This window comes from Nonomuraea sp. NPDC050451, from assembly GCF_044458585.1.
Window position 1 is genome coordinate 1 of sequence record NZ_JBITHZ010000005.1, and the last position, 17379, is coordinate 17379.

The window sequence follows — 17379 nt, forward strand, 5'->3', positions numbered from 1 at the left end:
CTTCAGATGATCTTCGCCGACATCTGATCTACAGGAGTCCGTTGCACGCCTCAGCCGATTGACAAGAACCGAATCCCCTTAACTACCTGGCCTTGGGGGAGGCCCCATGAGGCCCTTGTCTGCCCCGCCGGTCGAGGTGCCCCGGTGACAGCCTGACCGGGCGTGAGCGAGAAACCCTCGCCCTGCTCGTCCAGCCCGGAGATCGCCCGCGGCCTTGGTGGTCGGCGAGGACACCTGAAGATCCATGTCGGCAACGTGCCGGCCAAGCTCGGCCTTCGCGACCGGATCCGGGCGGTCATGTGTGCCTTTGGGCCCGGCCTTATTCAGTCGGGCCACTGGCGTCACTGTGCCGTCCCGAGCCGCCATCAGCCAGGCCAGGTCCCTGTCCCAGCCGGACTCGACGGGTGCTTCGGTGCGGCACGGTAGTACTACAGCGGCCACCCAGGACGAATGTACGGAACGGCCGCGGAGCGTACGGTGTCGCCGGCCGGTGACGGAGCCGGGCAGAAGCGGTCCCGCGCCGGCAGTGCCCCGGTGGCAAGGAAGGTGTTCGTCGCCTCGTCGGCGCAGCTGCCCAGTCCGAACACGCCGTGGCCGCCCTGGTCGACGGTGATCATGGCGGCCCGCCGTCCGAGCGCGGCGCGCAGGCCGCGCGCGCTCCGCAGGGACGTGGATGGATCGCGGGTGTTCTGCAGGATCAGCACATTGCGCGGCCCGTTGCCTGTGACCGTCACCGGCGGCTCCACCGGCCGGGTCGGCCACGCCGCGCATGGCCAGAGGTTCGACGGCATGCCCGCCGTCACGGGCCACGCCTGCCGGGCAGCCGCGACCTGCCGGGCGTGCAACGCCACGTCACGCGGCCAGGCGGCGTCATCGCAGATCACCGCGTAGAGAGCGGCGATGCGGTTGTCCGCCGGTACGTCCGCCGTCCCGGCTCGGTCGCCGGCCGTGACACCCCCGGCGGAGCCCAGCCGGGCCAGGCGCGCCACGGCGGCGGCGTCCACGGCTGATCCTGTGGAGACGGCCTCCGCCAGTGCCTGCCAGAATTCGGCCAGGCTCGGCAGGGCGATGTCGAGGTAGAGCATCGACCGGGTGATCTCGCGCAGCGCGTTCCCGTCGATCTCCGGGCCGCCCGGGTTCGGCAGGGGCCGCTCGTCGAGGGCCGCGGTCAGGCGGTCGTAGGTACGCCGCACCTCATCCGGTGTCGCGCCGAGGTGGTAGACGGCGTCCCGCTCGGCTGCGAAGGTGAGGAAGTCGGGCAGGCGCAGCGCGACCGCCTCGTTCCAGGTCCGAAACATGTCCCGCCACACCAGGCCCGGATTGACGGCGCTGTCCAGTACGATCCGGTCGCTGCGGCCCGGGAACAGCGAAACGTATACGGATCCCAGGTAGGTGCCGTAGGAGATGCCGTAGTAGGAGAGCTTCGGCTCGCCGAGCGCGGCTCGGATGCGGTCCATGTCCCGGGCGGTGTTGGCCGTGGTGATGAACCGAAGCACGTCGCCGGAGTGCTCGGCGCAGGCGGCGGCGGTGGTTCGCGCGAAGGTGACATTGCGCTGGATGCCGCCGTCCGGCGCCGGGTAGGGCAACACATGCGACCGGGGGGTCGCGGGGTCGATCCCGCAGGTGACCGGGGTGCTGTGGCCGATTCCTCGCGGATCGAACCCGATCAGGTCGTACTGATCAAGGACCTCCGGCGGCAGCACGGTCGCCAGCGCGCTGGGCAGGTCGAGGCCTTGATCGCCGGGACCGCCGGGGTTGGACAGCAGGATCCCGCGGCGCGTCCCGGGCTGCGCGGTCGCGATGCGGGAGATGGTGATCTCGATGGTCCGCCCACGCGGAGCCCGGTAGTCCAGCGGCACCTTCAAGGTCGCGCACTGCTGGCGCGGGTCGCGCTCGATGCCAGGTTGCGGCGGCATCGTGCACTCGCCCCAGGCGGGGGGCGCCGTCCCGGCTTCGGCGACCGCCGGCTCGGGCGTGCCGGCCAGGGCACGCGGGCCGGCCGGCGCCGGCGCGCCCGCCGCCACGGTGGCCATCGTGACCGCACCGAAGATGAGCACTGTCAGACCTAATCGCACGGATACCCCCGGTAGGAGGGAATTGGTGACACGGACGGCTTTCCTTTTACCTCGCGCAGGGAAACGAGGTCTTAAGCCCTCGCCCCCGACCGGTGATGCCCTGTCGCCGGCCGCGATGTACTGCGGTCGTGTCCGGACGCTGGCCTGGTCTCTTCCGGCCGGGGTGGTCAGGTGTAGATGTGGTGTCTCTATCAGCAGGTACGCACGTGGGTCCGGCGGGTGGGTTGCGCGCCCTCTGTGTAAGAGATAAGCCTTGGGTTCCCTGAGGTCTCTGTGGCCTCACTACCCACCGACATCGAAGTCCCCGATCCCCGAACCGTCGCGACTATGTCTTTGGTCGGCTCGTGCAGCCAACACCCGAGGCGCTTCATTGATCGTCGAAAAAGAGCTCTTCGATCTTCAGGTTGAACAGCTTGGCGAGACGGAAGGCGAATGGAAGGCTCGGGTCGAACTTCCCTGTTTCGATCGCGTTGATCGTCTGCCTTGACACGCCGACACGCTGCGCCAGGTCAGCCTGCGTCCAGGCGCGTTCGGTCCGAAGTTCCCTGATGCGGTTCTTCATCGGTATCTGATCTTGCCGACGACGAAGGCGATCGAGTAGACGACTCCCAGGAGCACGGGGAAGAGTGCGATATTGACGTCGTAGGCGATGAGGTCGGCGGCGTCCGCGACGACGTAGGCGAATCCGCCGACCCACCCCACTCCGAGGGTGACCTCCAGCGCATCCTGTAAGAATTTCCGTTGCAACTCATCGAGTCCGCGGAGAAAGCGCGCGAAGGCGACGATCCATCCGATGCCGACGACAAGATTGGCGGCAACCGCGGTCCAGCTCGCCACCGGCTGCTGCGAATCCCATAGGAGTCCGGGACCGAACCTGGCCAAGGCAAGGGTCGCCACCCAGGCGAGTGTCCAGAGTACAAGTCGAACGGTTGTCTTGATCGAGTCCCCATAGGCCCCGGTCGCGTTGTGTGCTTGCACGAGTTGCCCCTCCTGCGAGCGAGAAGTCAAGTACACTTGACACGGTAGAAGACGCCCGCCGCGATGTCAAGTACACTTGACACTGGCCGAGCCGACCCCGTTCTGGACTGGGCGGACGGTCGCTGTGTCCCGGTGATGGGTTGATAGAGGTAAGCGTCGTCTCCGGCCGGAATGCCGCTGACCTCGACGATGCGTCGATATGCCTCGATGTATCGCATCTGCGAGGTGGTGTTGAGAAGGCGGGCCAGGTGCGGGTAGTTCACGATGAGACCGCCGCCGGGCTGACGACGGCCCGGAAGCGGAAACCCGTGCGCCTTGGGCTGGGACAGCAGCGTGGTCAGCTGCTTCTTCAACAGTTCGTGCGGGTGGCTCGGCCTTTGGCGGTGCCTCGTGCTCGCCGCGCTCTGGGGGTGCGCGCGCTCAGCGTCACGTAGTCGTGGTAGGCCGGGGGATGTCGTCGGCGAAGCACTCGACGAACCGCAGGGACCACAGCAGCAAAGCCTCCATCGTGGCAGGGCGGATGCGGTGCGTGCGATTGGTCGTGGCGTGAGTGCGGCGGCCGACCAAGTCCTGGACCATTTCGCCGTGCCAGGGCGGCCATTCGGGAAGGCGCGCCTCCACTGGTAGAGCTTCTCGCCGTGACCAGTACCAGCGCAGCAGGTCCATCCGGTGTTCGAGGCTGAACTCCTCGGTGGTGTTGACGTGCTCCAGGTAGAGGTCCAAGTCGTCGTAGGTGACGTCGGCGAAACGCTCCACGCCTTGGATCTCCAACCAGATAGCGAACGCGCGCAGGCTACGGACGGTGGAGACGGTGCTGCGGATCGCGGGCCGGTCGACGGGCATGTTGAAGGCCCTGCGCTTGGGGCCCCTCATCGTTGATCAACAGCCAGGCGAAGTACTTCACGTGCAGGCGGAACCGTTCGGGCATCTTGGCGAAGGGGACGGCGCATACCTTGGCGTTCAGGTCGTGAAGTGCCGGGGTGTCGCCCGGGCCGTGCCCGGCGCGATGGAGGAGAGGTACCCGGCACCGACATCGGCGGTACCGACGGCCTGGACCGGCCGACCTGAGCCGTGACCGCCAACTGGCTGCAGCACCGCCAGTCGGCCGCCACCCGGCAGGCGCGGCTGCAGGTGCTGCAGCGTTCGGCCAGGATGCGGGGCACCTTGGCGACGATCAAGTCCTCTCGCGGGCGCCGGCTCCGCGGCCGGCCTCATACGGGCGGCCAATGAGGTCGATTGAAGACCGCCACGGTGGTCGCCTCGTCGTTCGCCGGCCAGCTGAGGGTGCCGCGGTCGTGGGCGCCCAATGAGACTTCGGCATCAGCACACGCTTCCAGCAGGCGGTGCATCGTCAAGCCATGGACGTGCGGCCCTGACCCGGTCCTCGGTTGGCGCCCGGCGGAGCGGCCGTCAGTGCCCCGGGTAGTGGCCGCCGGGCACGCCGGGAGCCATGCCGCCGAGAGAGGGCATGCCGGCGGCGGCTGAGCGGTGCTCCTCCTGGGCCTCGGTGATCTTGCGGATGACACCGATCGCCAGCACGGCCGCGATGAGCATCAGCGCGATACCCACCACGTCGAACCGCGCGGCGGCGGCCAGCGGCTCGAGTTCGTCGGCCTTGAACAGCAGGCGGCCGGCCACGTTGGCCACCCAGGTGCCGATCAGCCAGGCCGCCCACCAGGCGTTGAACAGCCCCCGAGGAGGCGAGGGGACGCGGGCGGAGGCAGACCAGATGTCGTCCACGATCTGCTTCGGGAACCAGAAGTTGACGATCGGCACCACCCAGCCGAAGATCAGCCACGGCTGGCCGCGCCGGTGGCCGCCGGGTGAGAGGATCTCGGCGTTCGCCCGGACCCTGAACAACCACACCAGGAACGCCACGATGGCCACGACGTAGACGATCGTCTCCAGGATGCCGGACAGGCCGTAGACGAGATCGCCTGTGTCGATCTCCGCCTCGGGCACGGAGTCGACGTCGGCGATCATACGGTCCACAAGCGAGGCGTACCAGAGATCGATCACGGCCGCGACGATGCCGATGAGCGAGTCGCACACCAAGGCCACCACGGCGAAGACGGCGACGCCGCGGACCGGGCGTAAGGGCATCTGCGGTGGCGGGTAGCCAGGGTAGGAGGGGGGTGGCGGATACATGGCGCTGCCCTTTCTGAGTCGGGGCGTACCAGTATGTCGGGCCGGAAACCAGGAAAGGATCATTCGCTCCGGCCCGCTGGCTTCTTGTGATGAAGTCGGGATTGTGCGCTATCGGTGATGGTCTTCGATGCGCGCCATCCGCGGCTCGGCTCCGAACTCACCGGCGACCCCGCCCCTGCGGAGGCCGGGGCAGGTCGTCAGGATGGCCGGGATGAGGTCGGCCACGTCCACGTCAGCGAGCTGTCGGTGACTTGTCGACTTGGCGTAATGTCCGGGTTGTTGGGCTATGTGGAGAATCGGCCCATGCGTAAATCTTCCGCTGCTGTCGCCGCGCTGATGGCAGCCCTGGTCGCCGGCACCGTCCCTCCCGCGTCGGCCGATGCCCAGGAGACCCGCGGCCCGTCTCTCAGCTTCGCCCTGCTTGGCGACACCCCGTACGGCGCCGACCAGCGAGCGGCGTTCCCCGCGCTGGTCGACGCGGTGAACGCCGACCCGGACGTCCGCTTCGTCCTGCACGCCGGTGACGTCAAGGATGGCGCGTCCACCTGTGACGACGCGCGCTTCGCCGACCTGGCCAAACTGTTCGGCACCTTCGACGACCCGTTCGTGCTGACCCCCGGCGACAACGAGTGGACCGACTGCCACCGCACGGCCGCGGGAGGCTATGTGCCCACAGAGCGGCTTGAGGCGGTCCGCACGTTCTTCTACCCGAAGGCCGGTCACACGCTCGGCCGCAACTCGATGGGCGTGCGGACCCAGGCCGCCGACAGCCGGCACAGCGCCTACAAGGAGAACGTGCTGTTCCGCCGGCAAGGCGTCGTCTTCGCGACCGTGCACGTGGTCGGCAGCGAGAACGACCTGGCGCCATGGGCCCAACTGCCGGGCGGCGACCGTCCTGACCTGCGGCTGGCCGAGTTCACCGCGCGGAAGGCGGCGGCCCTCGACTGGATCGACACCGCCTTCGACACCGCACAGCAGACGAACGCACCCGGCGTGCTGCTCCTGATGCAGGCCGAGCCGACCGACACCCCCGGATTCTCCGAGATCCGCGCCCGGATCACCGACCGTGCCAAGGCGTACGGCAAGCCCGTTCTGCTCGTGCATGGTGACGAGCACGTGTACGAGGTGGAGACCGGCTACGCGGGCGTCCCCAACCTGACGAGGCTGGAGACCTACGGCGTCACGGCGACCCAGTGGCTGCGCGTCACGGTCGAGCCCCGCTCGCGCGCGGTGTTCTCATGGCTGCCCCAGACGGTACCCGCCTCCTGAAGGCCGCCGGCCCGGAGCGCTCGCTCCGGGCCACGGCGTCCAACTCCAGCTTGCCGAGCCCCGTGCCGCAGCCACGCCGTGCTGCTCGGCGACGACGTCGATGCCGGCGCAATCGTCATCTTGGGTGTACGGTCTATTCCCGCAGGTCAGAACGCGATGACCTCTTCTGTCACGTGAGGCATGGCAGCTGATCTTCACATCATGTTGCGTCGGGGACCGCAGGACGCAGACGTGGATGCCCGGATCGCAGAAACGCGAGCGACAGGGCGCGGGGACGGGGCTGTTCAGCCAGGGGCACAAGGCCGCGCACCGCGTCCGGGCCACGCGTCCCGCCGTCGGGGTCGTGGTGTTGTCGCAGTACTCGGACGGGTTGTCGCACCGGCGGGTGGCCGCCGTCCTGTTCCACCTGGGTCCCGGCTGACCGGCCCGGCCGGTCCAATAAGATCATCCGCATCGTCGCCTTACCCCGGGCCGCCGTCGCCCGCTACCGCTTCGGGCGCCCGGCCGCCGTCGCCGTCGCGCTCTACTTGACTGCCGCCGCCGTCGCCGCCGGCTACGACGGCGGGCGGTGGTTCGCCGTCGTCGCGACGGCGGGTTTCCGGCCGTGGGACGACGGGGCGCGGCTTCTGCCCGCGGCGATCGGCGTGCTCAACGCGTGGGCGCTGTGGCAGATCCTGCGCGGCCCGGCCTCGCCGCGCGCCGTGGCGCTGCCGCGCGATGTGGTGTGGCTGCGGCGCCTGCTCTACGCGGACGTGGCCGGCGACCTGCTGCTCTGGGAGCTCCTCGACGACCTGTCCGACATCGCGGAGTACGCCGCGAGCTGGACCGTGTGGACCGCCACCATGTTCCTGCTGGTGCGGGCCCTGGCCGGGGTCACGGCCCGGTTCCGGATCATCGCCCTCGGGCTCGGCCTGACCGGGGTCCTGGCCGCAGCGCTGCGGCCGTTCGCCGAAGTCCCGCTGCTGACGGCGTCGCTCCTGCTGGCGATGGCGACCCTCGGCTGCAAGGCGATGATCATAGCCGGGCAGGGACGCGACAAGCGGTTCAGCGCCGCCACGGTCGCCATCGGCTGGACCGCCCTCCTCCTGCCGCAGATCTACTCGCTGCTCCAGGCCGGACGGGTGACGTTCGACGGCCTGTCGCTCGCCGTGCACGCGCTCGACGGGCTGATCGTCGTGTGGGCGGCGCGCACCGCTCACGAGCTCGCCGCGCCCGGCCCGGGCGTCGCGGCGCCCGGAACCGGGCGGATGCCGCGGCTGCTCGCCGCCGCCACCGTCGTGCTCGTGCTGCCGACGGCCCTCATCGGCGCCGAGAAGGACGCCTGGCTCACCTACACGGCCGCGGACGAGGGCTGCCGCGACCGGCTCCGGCCCGCGACCGGCCTCGGGCCCGAGGAGCGGCGGCGGTCGTTCCTCTGCCTGGCCAGGGGTGAGACCTTCGCGGCGGACACGATGTTCCCCGAGGACCTGGCCGACCAGCGCGTCCTCGCCTACGGCGCGCAGCTGTGCGCGCTGCCCGGCGATCGGGAACGGCACGCGCTGCACGAGCGGGCGGGCGGCACGGCGGACAGCATCGAGCTGGCCGCGGCCCTGGAGTACCTGTGCCCCGGCATCGTCGCCCGGCAGAACGCCGACGCCGACCGCCGGCAGGCCGAGCGCGACCGGCAGGAGGCCACGTGGAAGGCCGCGGCCAACGCCCGGTGCGCCGACCCATGGCCCAGGGCGCGGGCCAGGCGGCAGGGCACGGCCGCGTACATGCTGTCTGAAGGCGGCGGCTACGCCGTCTTCGACGACCGCGACGACAGCGCAGGCGATCCCGGGGACATCTACGGCGGCGACGGCGAGGCCGCCGACATCTTCGACGCCATCGAGGACGGGTTCATCGACGCCGCAGGCAGCAGCGCCGCCATCGTGACCAACGGGGACGCGGCAATGTGCCTGACGGTCAAGGCATTCAACCGCGCCCCGCCACTCCGGCTCACCGGCTGGGACCAGGTGGTCGAGGTGGGCATCGCCAGCCGCAGCGGCCGCCTGGTCGTGCCAACCTACCCCGAGGGCGGCGACGGCGGGGCGGCCGGGCCACTGCCCGACCTGGCCGTGGCCGGTCCCGGCCACTACCGCCTGCGCGTCCACGCACGCACGCTGCCATGGGACGAGAACGACCCCGACGCGCCGCTGGAGGAGCATCTGATCGTCGTCTATCCCGGCCACTCGACGGACAAGGTCGTCTACCGCCCGCGCGGTTGACCTCGCGGAGCGCGTTGCGTTCAGCTCGGCGGCGAGGCGGGCCGCACCGCGTCGGGGGCCTGCGCGACCCGTTTTGCAACAGATATGCCTCTGGCCTGCGTTGATAGGCAGGGCTCAGGTCTGCCCCACCAGGCTGAGACCTCTGCATAAGCACAGGTGGGCGACATATCCGTTGGATCCTGCGCCATTACTACCGAGACCCCGTGACCTGTGGCTCAGGAGGGGATTGTGAGTCCGGCTCGGCCGAGCGGCCGCGTGGAGGCCTGGGGCGGCCGCAGGAAGTGGGAGAACTGCCGGGGCTGAACAGCTCGCCTGCGGAGGGCTTGAGGCGGGCATCCGGTGCCCGCCCCCTTCCGCTAAGGGCAGACGTTTTGGTACGACGCTCCGCCCAGGTACCGCTCCCACTCGGCGGGCGACAGCGAGCGCCCGACCCGCGCGCACACCTCCTGCGCTTCCCGTTCTCCGTCAACGGGAACCGCGCGGACGGCCCCGTCCACCCCGACGTACACGGTCGCCCCGTCGGCGCTGAACGCGAGCGACCACGGCTGGCCCTCCTGCAGCAGGTAGGACCCGCCGAGCCGTCGCCTGGCCTCGATGTCCCAGAGCTGGAGCAGGCCGTGCGGCGAGACAGTGGCGAGCGTCTTGCTGTCGGGTGAGAAGGCCAGAAAATCGACTTCGTCGGCGGTGTCGAGCACCACTTCCTTGAACACCGGGCTCCGCCTGTACGCGACGGTCATCGCGAGCCGGCGCCCGTCTGGAGTGAAGTGCACGTCGCTGGGGCTGCCGTCCTTCCCTGGAAACCGCACCGACCAGAGCTTCGCCAGGGTACGAACGTCCCAGAGCGTGACCTCGCCGTTGACGTTCTGGAGAGCCAGCTTCGTTCCGAAGAAGTCGGTGGGCACCTCGTCCTCCGCATCGACGGTGAGAGAGGTAGGTCAATCCCGGCACGGCCGTCGCGTGGGTGCGCGGCCGCAGGTCCAGGCTGACGACGGCGTCGTCCACGACGTACCGGAGCGTGCTGCCATCGGGGTCGAAGCGGACGTCGGTCAGATCGCCCTCGGCGCGGTGGTCGAGCACTCCATTCCGGGTGCGCAGATCCCAGACCTGCACACCCCTTCCGAGGAAGGAGGCAAGGTGCCGGCCACGAGCGACACCGCCAGCAGCCCGGCCAGCGCGACCGAGGTCAGCGTCCTGCGCCTGGCCCGCCGTCCGGTGAGGTCGGTGCCGGCACGCAGGAAGTCTTGTTCGAACGGGGTCAGCGTGACGTGCCGGCGCCCGGTCGCGGCCCAGCTCAGCGCATGCTCCAGGCGGCTGCCCTGGAGTACGTCGCCGTCGCGCCGGCCGTTCTCGGCCCAGTGGCGGGCCGCGGCGTTGATACCGTTCAGGATGGCCAGCCCGCCGCGGTCGGCGTCCACCCACGTGCGCAGTCTCGGCCAGGCACGCAGCAGGCCGGGTCGCGACAGGGACACCGTGCCGTCGTCGGTGACGATCACGTACGAGAACGCGTCCAGCACCCGCCTGACCGCCGCCGACTCCCGCTCAGGGCGCCCCTCGAACAGCTCGTCATGCCAGGCCGACCGTCCGGCCTCGTGCCCGTCGTCCCCGACGGCCACCAGCCGCAGGAACACCTCGGACGCCATATACGCCGGCGTGCCCGAAACCTCGCCAGTCCTGGTGAGCGACATGTCGAGCGTGCGCGCGATACCGAAGTCGATCAGCCGTGGGCCGTCAGGCCCGAGCAGCACGTTGTCCGGTTTCAGGTCGCGGTGCACGACCCCCGGCGTCGTGGATCGCGGTCAGCGCGGTGGCCACCGCCGTGGCCAGCCGGTACAGGTCGTCGCCGCCGAACCGGCGCCCGCCCCGCACGGCCGCGCCCAGGCACGTACTCCGAGACCAGGTACGGCCTGCGCCCGTCCAGATCGGCGGCCAACACGCGCGCCGTCCAGAACGACGACATCCGCCGCGCGGCCGTCGGCTTCTTCGCGAACCTGTCGCGGACCGCACGATCGCCGGCCGCGTGCAGCACCTTGACCGCGACCCGGTTGCCGTCGGCGTCGTACACGACGCCCTGCCCGCCCGAACCGAGCCGTCCGGCGAGCCAGTAATTCCCGATGCGCTGGGGATCCCTCGCGCTCAGCGCTTCCATTTCGGGGTTTGTGCCGGCACGGCGATGCGCTAGGTTCAGGCCGCTCATCCCGAACGCGGCAGTACCACCTCGGCGCCGAAGCCAGCTGGTCAGTGCCTGGAACGGCGCAGCTTGGGACCGCCAAGAGCCCAACGACCAGTTCGCCGAGCTCGGCAAGCAGTGCGGCGGGGTGGCCGCCAGGCAAGGGTGGCGGTCATCGGTCAGTAAAGTGATCACGATGACGGACACGCGGCTGACCACCCACCGTGACGTTTCCACGGCCATGGCCCGCTACGACGACCGGCAACTGGCCGAGCTGCTGGAGCGCGAGGCCGTGCCCCTCGGCACCGGCATCGGCGGGGCGTCCGCGCGGCTCGAGGTCGGCGGCACCTCGGTCTTCGTCAAACGCGTGCCCCTCACCGAGCCCGAACTGCGCCACCCGCACTCGACGGCCGACCTGTTCGGGCTGCCGCCCTTCTGCCAGTACGGCATCGGCTCGCCCGGCTTCGGCGCCTGGCGCGAGCTGGCCGCGCACACGATGACCACCGAGTGGGTGCTGACCGGCCGGTTCCCCGGCTTCCCGCTGCTGTATCACTGGCGGGTGCTGCCCAACGCCGAGCCCGCCCCGCTGTACGCAGAGCTGGCCGACATCGATCGGGCGGTCACCTTCTGGGAGGGCTCGCCCGGCGTGCGCCGCCGCCTCGAAGCGCTGGCAGAGGCTCCGGCGAGCCTGACGCTCTTCCTGGAGTACTTTCCCTATAACCTGCACCAGTGGCTGGACGAGCGGGTGCGCGCGGGCGACGCCGACCGCGCCTGCGCCCTGGCGGACCAGGGGCTGCGCGAGGCCGTGTCCTTCATGAACGCGGGCGGCCTCCTGCACTTCGACGCGCATTTCGAGAACATCCTCACCGACGGGCGCCGCTGCTACCTGACCGACTTCGGGCAGGCCGTGTCGACCCGGTTCGACCTGTCAGAGGAAGAACAGGCCTTCTATCGCCGGCACCTCACCTTCGACCGCACCTACACGATGACGTACCTGGTGAACTGGCTGGCCGGCGCCTTCCACGGCGCCGACTGGCCACGGCGTCGCGAACTGGTGCGGGGATGGGCGGCGGGAGAGCGGCCAGCCGGCGTGCCCGGCGGGGTCGCGGCCCTGCTGTCGCGGCACAGCCCGCTGGCCACCGTGCTGAACGACTTCTACCACGATCTGCAGAGTGAGAGCAGGAAGACGCCGTACCCGCTGGAGGAGATCCGCCAGGTTGCCGGACGGCACGCCCTGCCGCTCGAGTAACGGTCAAGCTTGAGGGAGGCGCACGCCGACCGTGAAGGACGCTCGGCTCGGGTGAGGATCACTCGCCGCGATGCTCTCCGCCTCAACGTCCAGGGACCTTGACCTGGCCAACCGGCGCGCTCCCATCCGCGCCGAGGGCGGTCCCGCCCAATGGGCCTGCTGGGACACCGCGAACGCAGCCCCGGCGAAGCCGGCGACCGTCCGCGTCACCTCCGCCTGCGCCACGCACGGTTCCTTCAGCTACAGGATGAGGAGTCCCAGAACCCGCGCGCTTCGGAGCAAGGCCGACCAGGATCCGGCCACGTGGATGCCGCCGGACGAGGCCGCGCACGGCCGGTACGCCACCGAGTGGACCGCGATCAAGATCCGCTGGGAACTATCCATCGACCCCGCCGAACAGCAAGCCCTGAACGACCTCGCGAACGCCTGCCCGACGCAACGCCTTCCTGCGACGGACGATCAGCCCTGATTCGCCGTGCCCGTTGACCAAGGGGCAGCGACAGCAAGGAATGCAGACAGCATGAAAAGTCCGGGAAATGACCGGCGCATGTCCTGGTGACGGCGACTGCGCTTTGTGAGTCTGACTGCAATCGCTCTGGCGAACTCACAGGGAGACTCGATGCAGACAGCACGAAAGTCCCGGAAGTTTTCGACGCGAGTCCTGGCGACGGCGACCGTGCTAGCGGCAGCTATGGCGACCACCATCTCACCGGCATCGGCCACCACGGGCGCCACCCCGGCAGCCGCTCAGGTCGCGCGCCCGGCCGGTGTCAGTGTCTGCCTGGGACTATGGGCGGCGTACAACGCCATCCTGCTCAGGCATCTGGGGGGAGATTGCAGCCCACGCGGCAGTTACCACATCCACGTCTGGGGCGGTGGCCGTGACATGAACTATCCCATCTACAGCTACAACGGCAGCATCAGGGAATTCTCCTATACATGGCCGGTGCCCCAAGGGACCAACATCTGCGCGGAACTCTGGTACCACAAGCCCGGCGGCGGCTATTCGAGCCACGGCCTGCCGTGCGAGACGATGTGACGTCCCGCCAGGGCAAGTCCGCTGTCATCGCCGCCACGGTGGCGATGACAGCGGGATGTACTCGAAGCTGAACAGCCCGAGCCGGCGCGGGTCGAGCGTGTCCTTGTGCTGGCCCGCCGCTTTGAGCTGGTGTGGAGTTTGGTGGCGCGGGCCTGCCTCTGCCACCGCGGCGACCGGTCGCGGTAGGAGATCAGCGCCGGGTGTGACGACACCGATCGGTAGCGGTAGCCCTGGTCAGCGAGATGCTGCGCCGCCCACTCCGACATACGAGCCCCGATCGAACTGGAAATGCCGGTACGCCAGGAAAGCCACCAGGGCGCCGTCGATGCACCCGACGAAGCAGTGCGCCGTGTTGGAGATCTCCGCGCTCAGATGGTGACGGTGCCGAAAGACCTGCCAGAGAGCGGTCAGCAGCCCGGACTTCGAGGGCGAGCGTGGGCCGGGGTTGAACCTGCCTCCACGCGAACGAGGCCGCGGCCACGTCGTACACCCGGTCCGGTTGGAGCCAGTCGAGCACGTCATCGTGGCACGTGACCGCGACCAGCTGGCTGCCGCCCCGCCGCCTCCCCTTGCTGAGCGTCTCGTACGGCCGCAGCCACGCGGGCGGCTCGAGAATGCCACCGCGGTCAGCAGGAGTGCCGCCCGCGGGACGTACAGCGTCCAGCTGTGCGTGCGGGTCCGTCCCCTGGCACACGCCGGACGTGCTGACGGAAAGTGACCCGTGCAGGATGCGAACCCGCGAAGGCAGACCCAGGGTCAGGGTCAATCTCTGGGGCATCTGTGCCCCGGATGTGTTACGTTGAATAAACGTTTATTCAGCGAGATGGCGGGACGATGGCCAGGACACGAAGCGAGCAGGCGGCGTGGCGCAGGGAGCAGTTGCTGGACGCCGCCCTGAGGGTGTTCGCCGACAAGGGCGTGGACGGCGCCACGGTCAAGGATGTGGCGCAGGCGGCCGGAGTGACGCCCGGCCTGCTGTACCGCTACTTCGACAGCAAAGAGGCGATGGTGGAGACGTTGCTGTCGGAGCGAGGCTTCCTGCCCCGGCTGCGGGAGTTGCGGGCCGAGCATCACGACGCGCGCCCGGCCACCGAGGTGCTGACCGAGTTGCTGGAGGCCTTCGATCGGCTGCTGACCGAGCACGCCGAGCTGATGGTGGTGTTCTTCAGCGCCACCCAGGCCCGCGCACCGCTGGCGACGCTGGTGGGTGAAGGTCAGCGGCTGATCGGCGACTTCCTGACCGAGCGGGTCGCCGCAGGGGAGCTTCGTGCCCACGACACCGCCACGGCGGCCAGGACCCTGTTCGCCACGGTGGCCGTCAACCGGCGGATGGGCACCCCCATCGACATCGCGGCCCTGGTCGGGCTGCTGTTTGCGGAAGAAGGATGAGATGCGCGCACAGTGTTGTGTCGTCGGCGGAGGTCCGGCGGGGATGATGGCCGGGTTGCTCCTGGCCCGCCAGGGCGTGGAGGTGATCGTGCTGGAGAAGCACGCGGACTTCCTGCGCGATTTCCGCGGCGACACCGTCCATCCCTCCACGCTGGAACTGATCGCCGAACTGGGGTGGATCGAGGAGTTCCTCAGCCTTCCGCACACCAAGATGCCCGAGGTCACGGTCAACATGGGCGGCAAGGACGTCACCTTCGCCGACTTCAGCCGGTTGAAGGTGCGCTGCCCCTACATCGCGTTCATGCCGCAGTGGGATGTGCTCGACTTTCTGGCCGGCAAGGCCGCGGCCTACCCCTCCTTCCGCCTCCTGCGCCGCGCCCAGGCTACGGAACTCCTGACCGAGCGGGGGCGGGTGGTCGGCGTCCTGGCCGACACCGAGGACGGCCCCGTGGAGGTGCGGGCCGATCTGGTGATCGGGGCGGACGGCCGCCACTCCACCGTACGGGCGCAGGCGGACCTGGCACCCGTGAGCGACTCGCCGCCCATGGACGTGCTGTGGTTCCGCCTGCCCCGCCGGGCAGAGGATCGGGTGCCCTTCTTCCAGGGCGGCAAGGGAGCGTTGATCTCCATTGACCGTGGCGACTACTGGCAGCTCGCGTACGCGATTCCGGCGGACGCCTTCGCCGAGCTCAAGCCCGCCGGGCTGCCGGCGTTCCGGGAACGGGTGGCGGAGCTGGCACCCGCCCTGCGTGACCGCGTACAGGAGCTCGACGACTGGGAGGCGGTGCACCAGCTGACCGTGCGCGTGGACCGGCTGCCCCTGTGGCATCGGCCCGGACTGCTGTGCATCGGCGACGCCGCCCACGCCATGTCGCCCGCGGGCGGCGTGGGCATCAACCTGGCAGTGCAGGACGCGGTGGCCACCGCCAACCTGCTGGGCCCGGTTCTCACCCGAGGCGGCATCCCCGAGGAAGCCGATCTGGCCCGGGTGCAGGCCCGCAGGGAGCGCGCCGCGAGGGTGACCCAGGCCTTCCAGCTCGGGATCCTGCGGGATCTCTATCCCAAGGACCTGGGCGACGACACGACCCGGCACGTACCGCCGATCTTCACGGCGTTCCGCGCCCTGCCGCCGCTGCGCCACCTCATGGGCCGCTTCATCGGCATGGGCGCCCGCCCGGAACACATCGCCGCATAGTCACGCCGGACCCCTTCGGTTGGGAGGCCCATCAGCCGGCCTTCGTGCGGGGACCCGGCGCGGCGCGAGCAGACCGACGGGGAACGGCACCGCCGAGGACAGAACGCCTGCGGCAAACGCGCACAGCAGGGCACCGGGGCAGGCGAGGATCACCACGGCCGGCGCGGCGGTGAGAGCGAACACCAGATCGCTACGTCGGCGGGGAGCCGACCAGCGCCACGGTGAGCGGGCCGAGGAACGCCAGGGTGACCGCGCTACAGGCAGTGGCACGCGCCCACGAGCCGTCAACGACCGCGTCATAGGCGTCCTCCATCTCCTGGACGTGGGTGAGCCAGATGTGCGCGAAGCACCTGGAGTTCGTCAGCGGCGGGTCGAAGGGTTCCCGGCGCCGCTGGTGTCGCATCGGCGGCCGGAGTCTGACCTGCAGAGACACCCGGACAGGGAAACCAGGACCCGATCCCCGCCGGGACGACGACCGCGGCCTGGGCCTGCAGCACCGGCCCGCGGCTCGCGAACTGCGGTCGATCATGTTCGGCTGAGGCGGGCGAAGAGGTTCGTCAGGGCCGCCACCGTCGTACGCGGCGGGCTCTGCAGGTCGCGGTCCGGGTGGAGCAGGCCCAGTCCGACGCCCCAGACGGCGGCGCCCACCACGAACCCGTACACCGACACCAGCCCGTGCATGTTGCCCTGCGCGACCCACGTCACCAGGCCCAGCGCGGGCACCCCTTCCCGCACGGCGCGGCCGCGGAACAGCAGGGCGGCGGACAGCATGGCCACGCGCCGAGCCACGGAGACGACGGAAGGGCGATCCACCGCCGGGACCCGGTCATCGCTACGCGTCGTCGGCCATCGGGCTGAACTGGATGCCCGCCAACCGCCACGAACCCTCCTGCTTCACCCATACCTGGGACACCCGCACCCGCAGCGCCACCGGCCGGCCGTGAGAGGTCGCCTTGTTGCTCTGCACGTTGCGGACGATCGCGGCGTCGCCGTACACCCGAAGGTCGATCCGGCTGGTGTCCAGGGCGTGGTACTCGAACTGGGCGTGACGGCCGATCCACTGCTCCTTGTCGAGCACGTACCCCTTGGGCCCGATCGACAGGAAGTCGTCGGCCAGCAACTCGCGCAAGCGGTCGGCGTCCGCGGCCAACTCGGCCTCGTCGAACTGCCGCTGTAGGCTTAAGACCGTCTCTTTCTCCGTGTTCCCCATGAAGCCGAGCATAGGCGCGACGGCGAAAATGGGAACCGGATGATTCGTGTGCGAGGAAATGCCCGGTAAATGTCCGGTGAATGTCCGGTGAATGTCCGGTCCGCCGCCATCATCCAGACTCCCTTTCAGCTGAAGTCGACGATCGGTACGCGACTTTTAGGGATTCCCGGGCGGCTTGCCACAAAGACACTTAGCGAGCATCACCACCTGGGAAAACGCGCCGTACGGCGTTATCACGGTCACGAACGCCAGACTCGCCCCCGACCGAAAGAGCGGCAGGCTGGCAGCCCAATCAGCTTTGTCTCGGATGCCGGCGACGGTCTGCTCGCGCGGCTTATGTTCGACGTCGCCGAAGCCGCGACCTTCCCGACTGGCTCGCCGCACTGAAACGCACTACACGCCTTCGCCAATGGC

At 69.6% G+C, this 17379-nt stretch carries 21 protein-coding genes; 9 read left to right on the forward strand and 12 right to left on the reverse strand.

Annotated features, from left to right (window positions below; genetic code table 11):
- Positions 1 to 428: 428 nt before the first annotated feature.
- From ACIBI9_RS18395 to ACIBI9_RS18420, 6 genes are all read right to left on the reverse strand, one after another.
- The gene (locus ACIBI9_RS18395) at positions 429 to 2057 is read right to left on the reverse strand and encodes an alpha/beta hydrolase (RefSeq protein ID WP_397223323.1); all 1629 of its coding nucleotides are present in this window, start codon (positions 2055 to 2057) and stop codon (positions 429 to 431) included.
- 385 nt (positions 2058 to 2442) lie between these two features.
- Complete coding sequence (locus tag ACIBI9_RS18400; RefSeq protein WP_397223324.1) at positions 2443 to 2637, reverse strand: helix-turn-helix transcriptional regulator; 195 nt, start codon at positions 2635 to 2637, stop codon at positions 2443 to 2445.
- On the reverse strand, positions 2634 to 2972 hold the full coding sequence (locus ACIBI9_RS18405) for a hypothetical protein (RefSeq protein ID WP_397223325.1): 339 nt from the start codon (positions 2970 to 2972) through the stop codon (positions 2634 to 2636). Before ACIBI9_RS18405 ends, ACIBI9_RS18400 begins: the two co-directional genes overlap by 4 nt.
- A 107-nt stretch (positions 2973 to 3079) precedes the next feature.
- On the reverse strand, positions 3080 to 3406 hold the full coding sequence (locus tag ACIBI9_RS18410) for a hypothetical protein (protein WP_397223326.1): 327 nt from the start codon (positions 3404 to 3406) through the stop codon (positions 3080 to 3082).
- Positions 3407 to 3479: 73 nt separating this feature from the next.
- Positions 3480 to 3926: a hypothetical protein gene (locus ACIBI9_RS18415; RefSeq protein ID WP_397223327.1), complete on the reverse strand. Its 447-nt coding sequence runs from the start codon at positions 3924 to 3926 to the stop codon at positions 3480 to 3482.
- Positions 3927 to 4463: 537 nt separating this feature from the next.
- Entirely contained in the window at positions 4464 to 5201 is a 738-nt protein-coding gene (locus ACIBI9_RS18420; RefSeq protein ID WP_397223328.1) for a DUF4328 domain-containing protein, read from the reverse strand.
- A 303-nt stretch (positions 5202 to 5504) separates the two neighbouring features.
- On the opposite strand from ACIBI9_RS18420, the gene ACIBI9_RS18425 reads away from it, so the two are divergent.
- The 3 genes from ACIBI9_RS18425 (at position 5505) to ACIBI9_RS18435 (ending at position 8716) form a co-directional block, all read left to right on the forward strand.
- Positions 5505 to 6470: a metallophosphoesterase gene (locus tag ACIBI9_RS18425; protein WP_397223329.1), complete on the forward strand. Its 966-nt coding sequence runs from the start codon at positions 5505 to 5507 to the stop codon at positions 6468 to 6470.
- 235 nt (positions 6471 to 6705) lie between these two features.
- Complete coding sequence (locus ACIBI9_RS18430) at positions 6706 to 6891, forward strand: hypothetical protein (RefSeq protein WP_397223330.1); 186 nt, start codon at positions 6706 to 6708, stop codon at positions 6889 to 6891.
- A gap of 106 nt (positions 6892 to 6997) precedes the next feature.
- Positions 6998 to 8716, forward strand: a complete 1719-nt coding sequence (locus ACIBI9_RS18435) for a hypothetical protein (RefSeq protein WP_397223331.1) — start codon at positions 6998 to 7000, stop codon at positions 8714 to 8716.
- Positions 8717 to 9072: 356 nt separating this feature from the next.
- Here the strand turns inward: ACIBI9_RS18435 and ACIBI9_RS18440 are convergent, their stop codons facing one another.
- The 3 genes from ACIBI9_RS18440 to ACIBI9_RS18450 all read right to left on the reverse strand — a co-directional run bounded on the left by ACIBI9_RS18440 (position 9073) and on the right by ACIBI9_RS18450 (position 10862).
- The gene (locus ACIBI9_RS18440; RefSeq protein ID WP_397223332.1) at positions 9073 to 9618 is read right to left on the reverse strand and encodes a WD40 repeat domain-containing protein; all 546 of its coding nucleotides are present in this window, start codon (positions 9616 to 9618) and stop codon (positions 9073 to 9075) included.
- 144 nt (positions 9619 to 9762) lie between these two features.
- Positions 9763 to 10488: a hypothetical protein gene (locus ACIBI9_RS18445; protein WP_397223333.1), complete on the reverse strand. Its 726-nt coding sequence runs from the start codon at positions 10486 to 10488 to the stop codon at positions 9763 to 9765.
- A complete protein-coding gene (locus ACIBI9_RS18450; protein ID WP_397223334.1) occupies positions 10473 to 10862 on the reverse strand; it encodes a hypothetical protein in 390 nt (129 codons plus the stop codon). The genes ACIBI9_RS18445 and ACIBI9_RS18450 overlap by 16 nt, the downstream gene beginning before the upstream one ends.
- A gap of 217 nt (positions 10863 to 11079) precedes the next feature.
- On the opposite strand from ACIBI9_RS18450, the gene ACIBI9_RS18455 reads away from it, so the two are divergent.
- The 5 genes from ACIBI9_RS18455 (at position 11080) to ACIBI9_RS18475 (ending at position 15755) form a co-directional block, all read left to right on the forward strand.
- Entirely contained in the window at positions 11080 to 12132 is a 1053-nt protein-coding gene (locus ACIBI9_RS18455; protein WP_397223335.1) for a protein kinase family protein, read from the forward strand.
- Between the two features lie 70 nt (positions 12133 to 12202).
- A complete protein-coding gene (locus ACIBI9_RS18460) occupies positions 12203 to 12601 on the forward strand; it encodes a hypothetical protein (protein WP_397223336.1) in 399 nt (132 codons plus the stop codon).
- Positions 12602 to 12823: 222 nt separating this feature from the next.
- Positions 12824 to 13171 (forward strand): hypothetical protein, encoded by a 348-nt coding sequence (locus ACIBI9_RS18465; RefSeq protein WP_397223337.1) that lies wholly within the window; start codon positions 12824 to 12826, stop codon positions 13169 to 13171.
- 834 nt (positions 13172 to 14005) lie between these two features.
- Positions 14006 to 14560, forward strand: a complete 555-nt coding sequence (locus ACIBI9_RS18470) for a TetR/AcrR family transcriptional regulator (protein WP_397223338.1) — start codon at positions 14006 to 14008, stop codon at positions 14558 to 14560.
- Between the two features lies 1 nt (position 14561).
- A complete protein-coding gene (locus ACIBI9_RS18475) occupies positions 14562 to 15755 on the forward strand; it encodes an FAD-dependent oxidoreductase (protein WP_397223339.1) in 1194 nt (397 codons plus the stop codon).
- A 190-nt stretch (positions 15756 to 15945) separates the two neighbouring features.
- Here ACIBI9_RS18475 and ACIBI9_RS18480 read toward each other — a convergent pair whose 3' ends face one another.
- The 3 genes from ACIBI9_RS18480 to ACIBI9_RS18490 form a co-directional block, all read right to left on the reverse strand.
- A complete protein-coding gene (locus ACIBI9_RS18480; protein WP_397223340.1) occupies positions 15946 to 16158 on the reverse strand; it encodes a hypothetical protein in 213 nt (70 codons plus the stop codon).
- 122 nt (positions 16159 to 16280) lie between these two features.
- Positions 16281 to 16544, reverse strand: coding sequence for a hypothetical protein (locus ACIBI9_RS18485; RefSeq protein ID WP_397223341.1), 264 nt, complete (start codon positions 16542 to 16544; stop codon positions 16281 to 16283).
- Positions 16545 to 16587: 43 nt separating this feature from the next.
- Positions 16588 to 16965 carry a nuclear transport factor 2 family protein gene (locus tag ACIBI9_RS18490; RefSeq protein ID WP_397223342.1) on the reverse strand — a complete coding sequence of 126 codons (378 nt, stop codon included), beginning with the start codon at positions 16963 to 16965 and terminating at the stop codon, positions 16588 to 16590.
- Positions 16966 to 17034: 69 nt separating this feature from the next.
- Between ACIBI9_RS18490 and ACIBI9_RS18495 the strand changes: the two genes are divergently transcribed.
- The gene (locus tag ACIBI9_RS18495; protein ID WP_397223343.1) at positions 17035 to 17352 is read left to right on the forward strand and encodes a hypothetical protein; all 318 of its coding nucleotides are present in this window, start codon (positions 17035 to 17037) and stop codon (positions 17350 to 17352) included.
- The last annotated feature ends 27 nt before the right edge of the window (positions 17353 to 17379 follow it).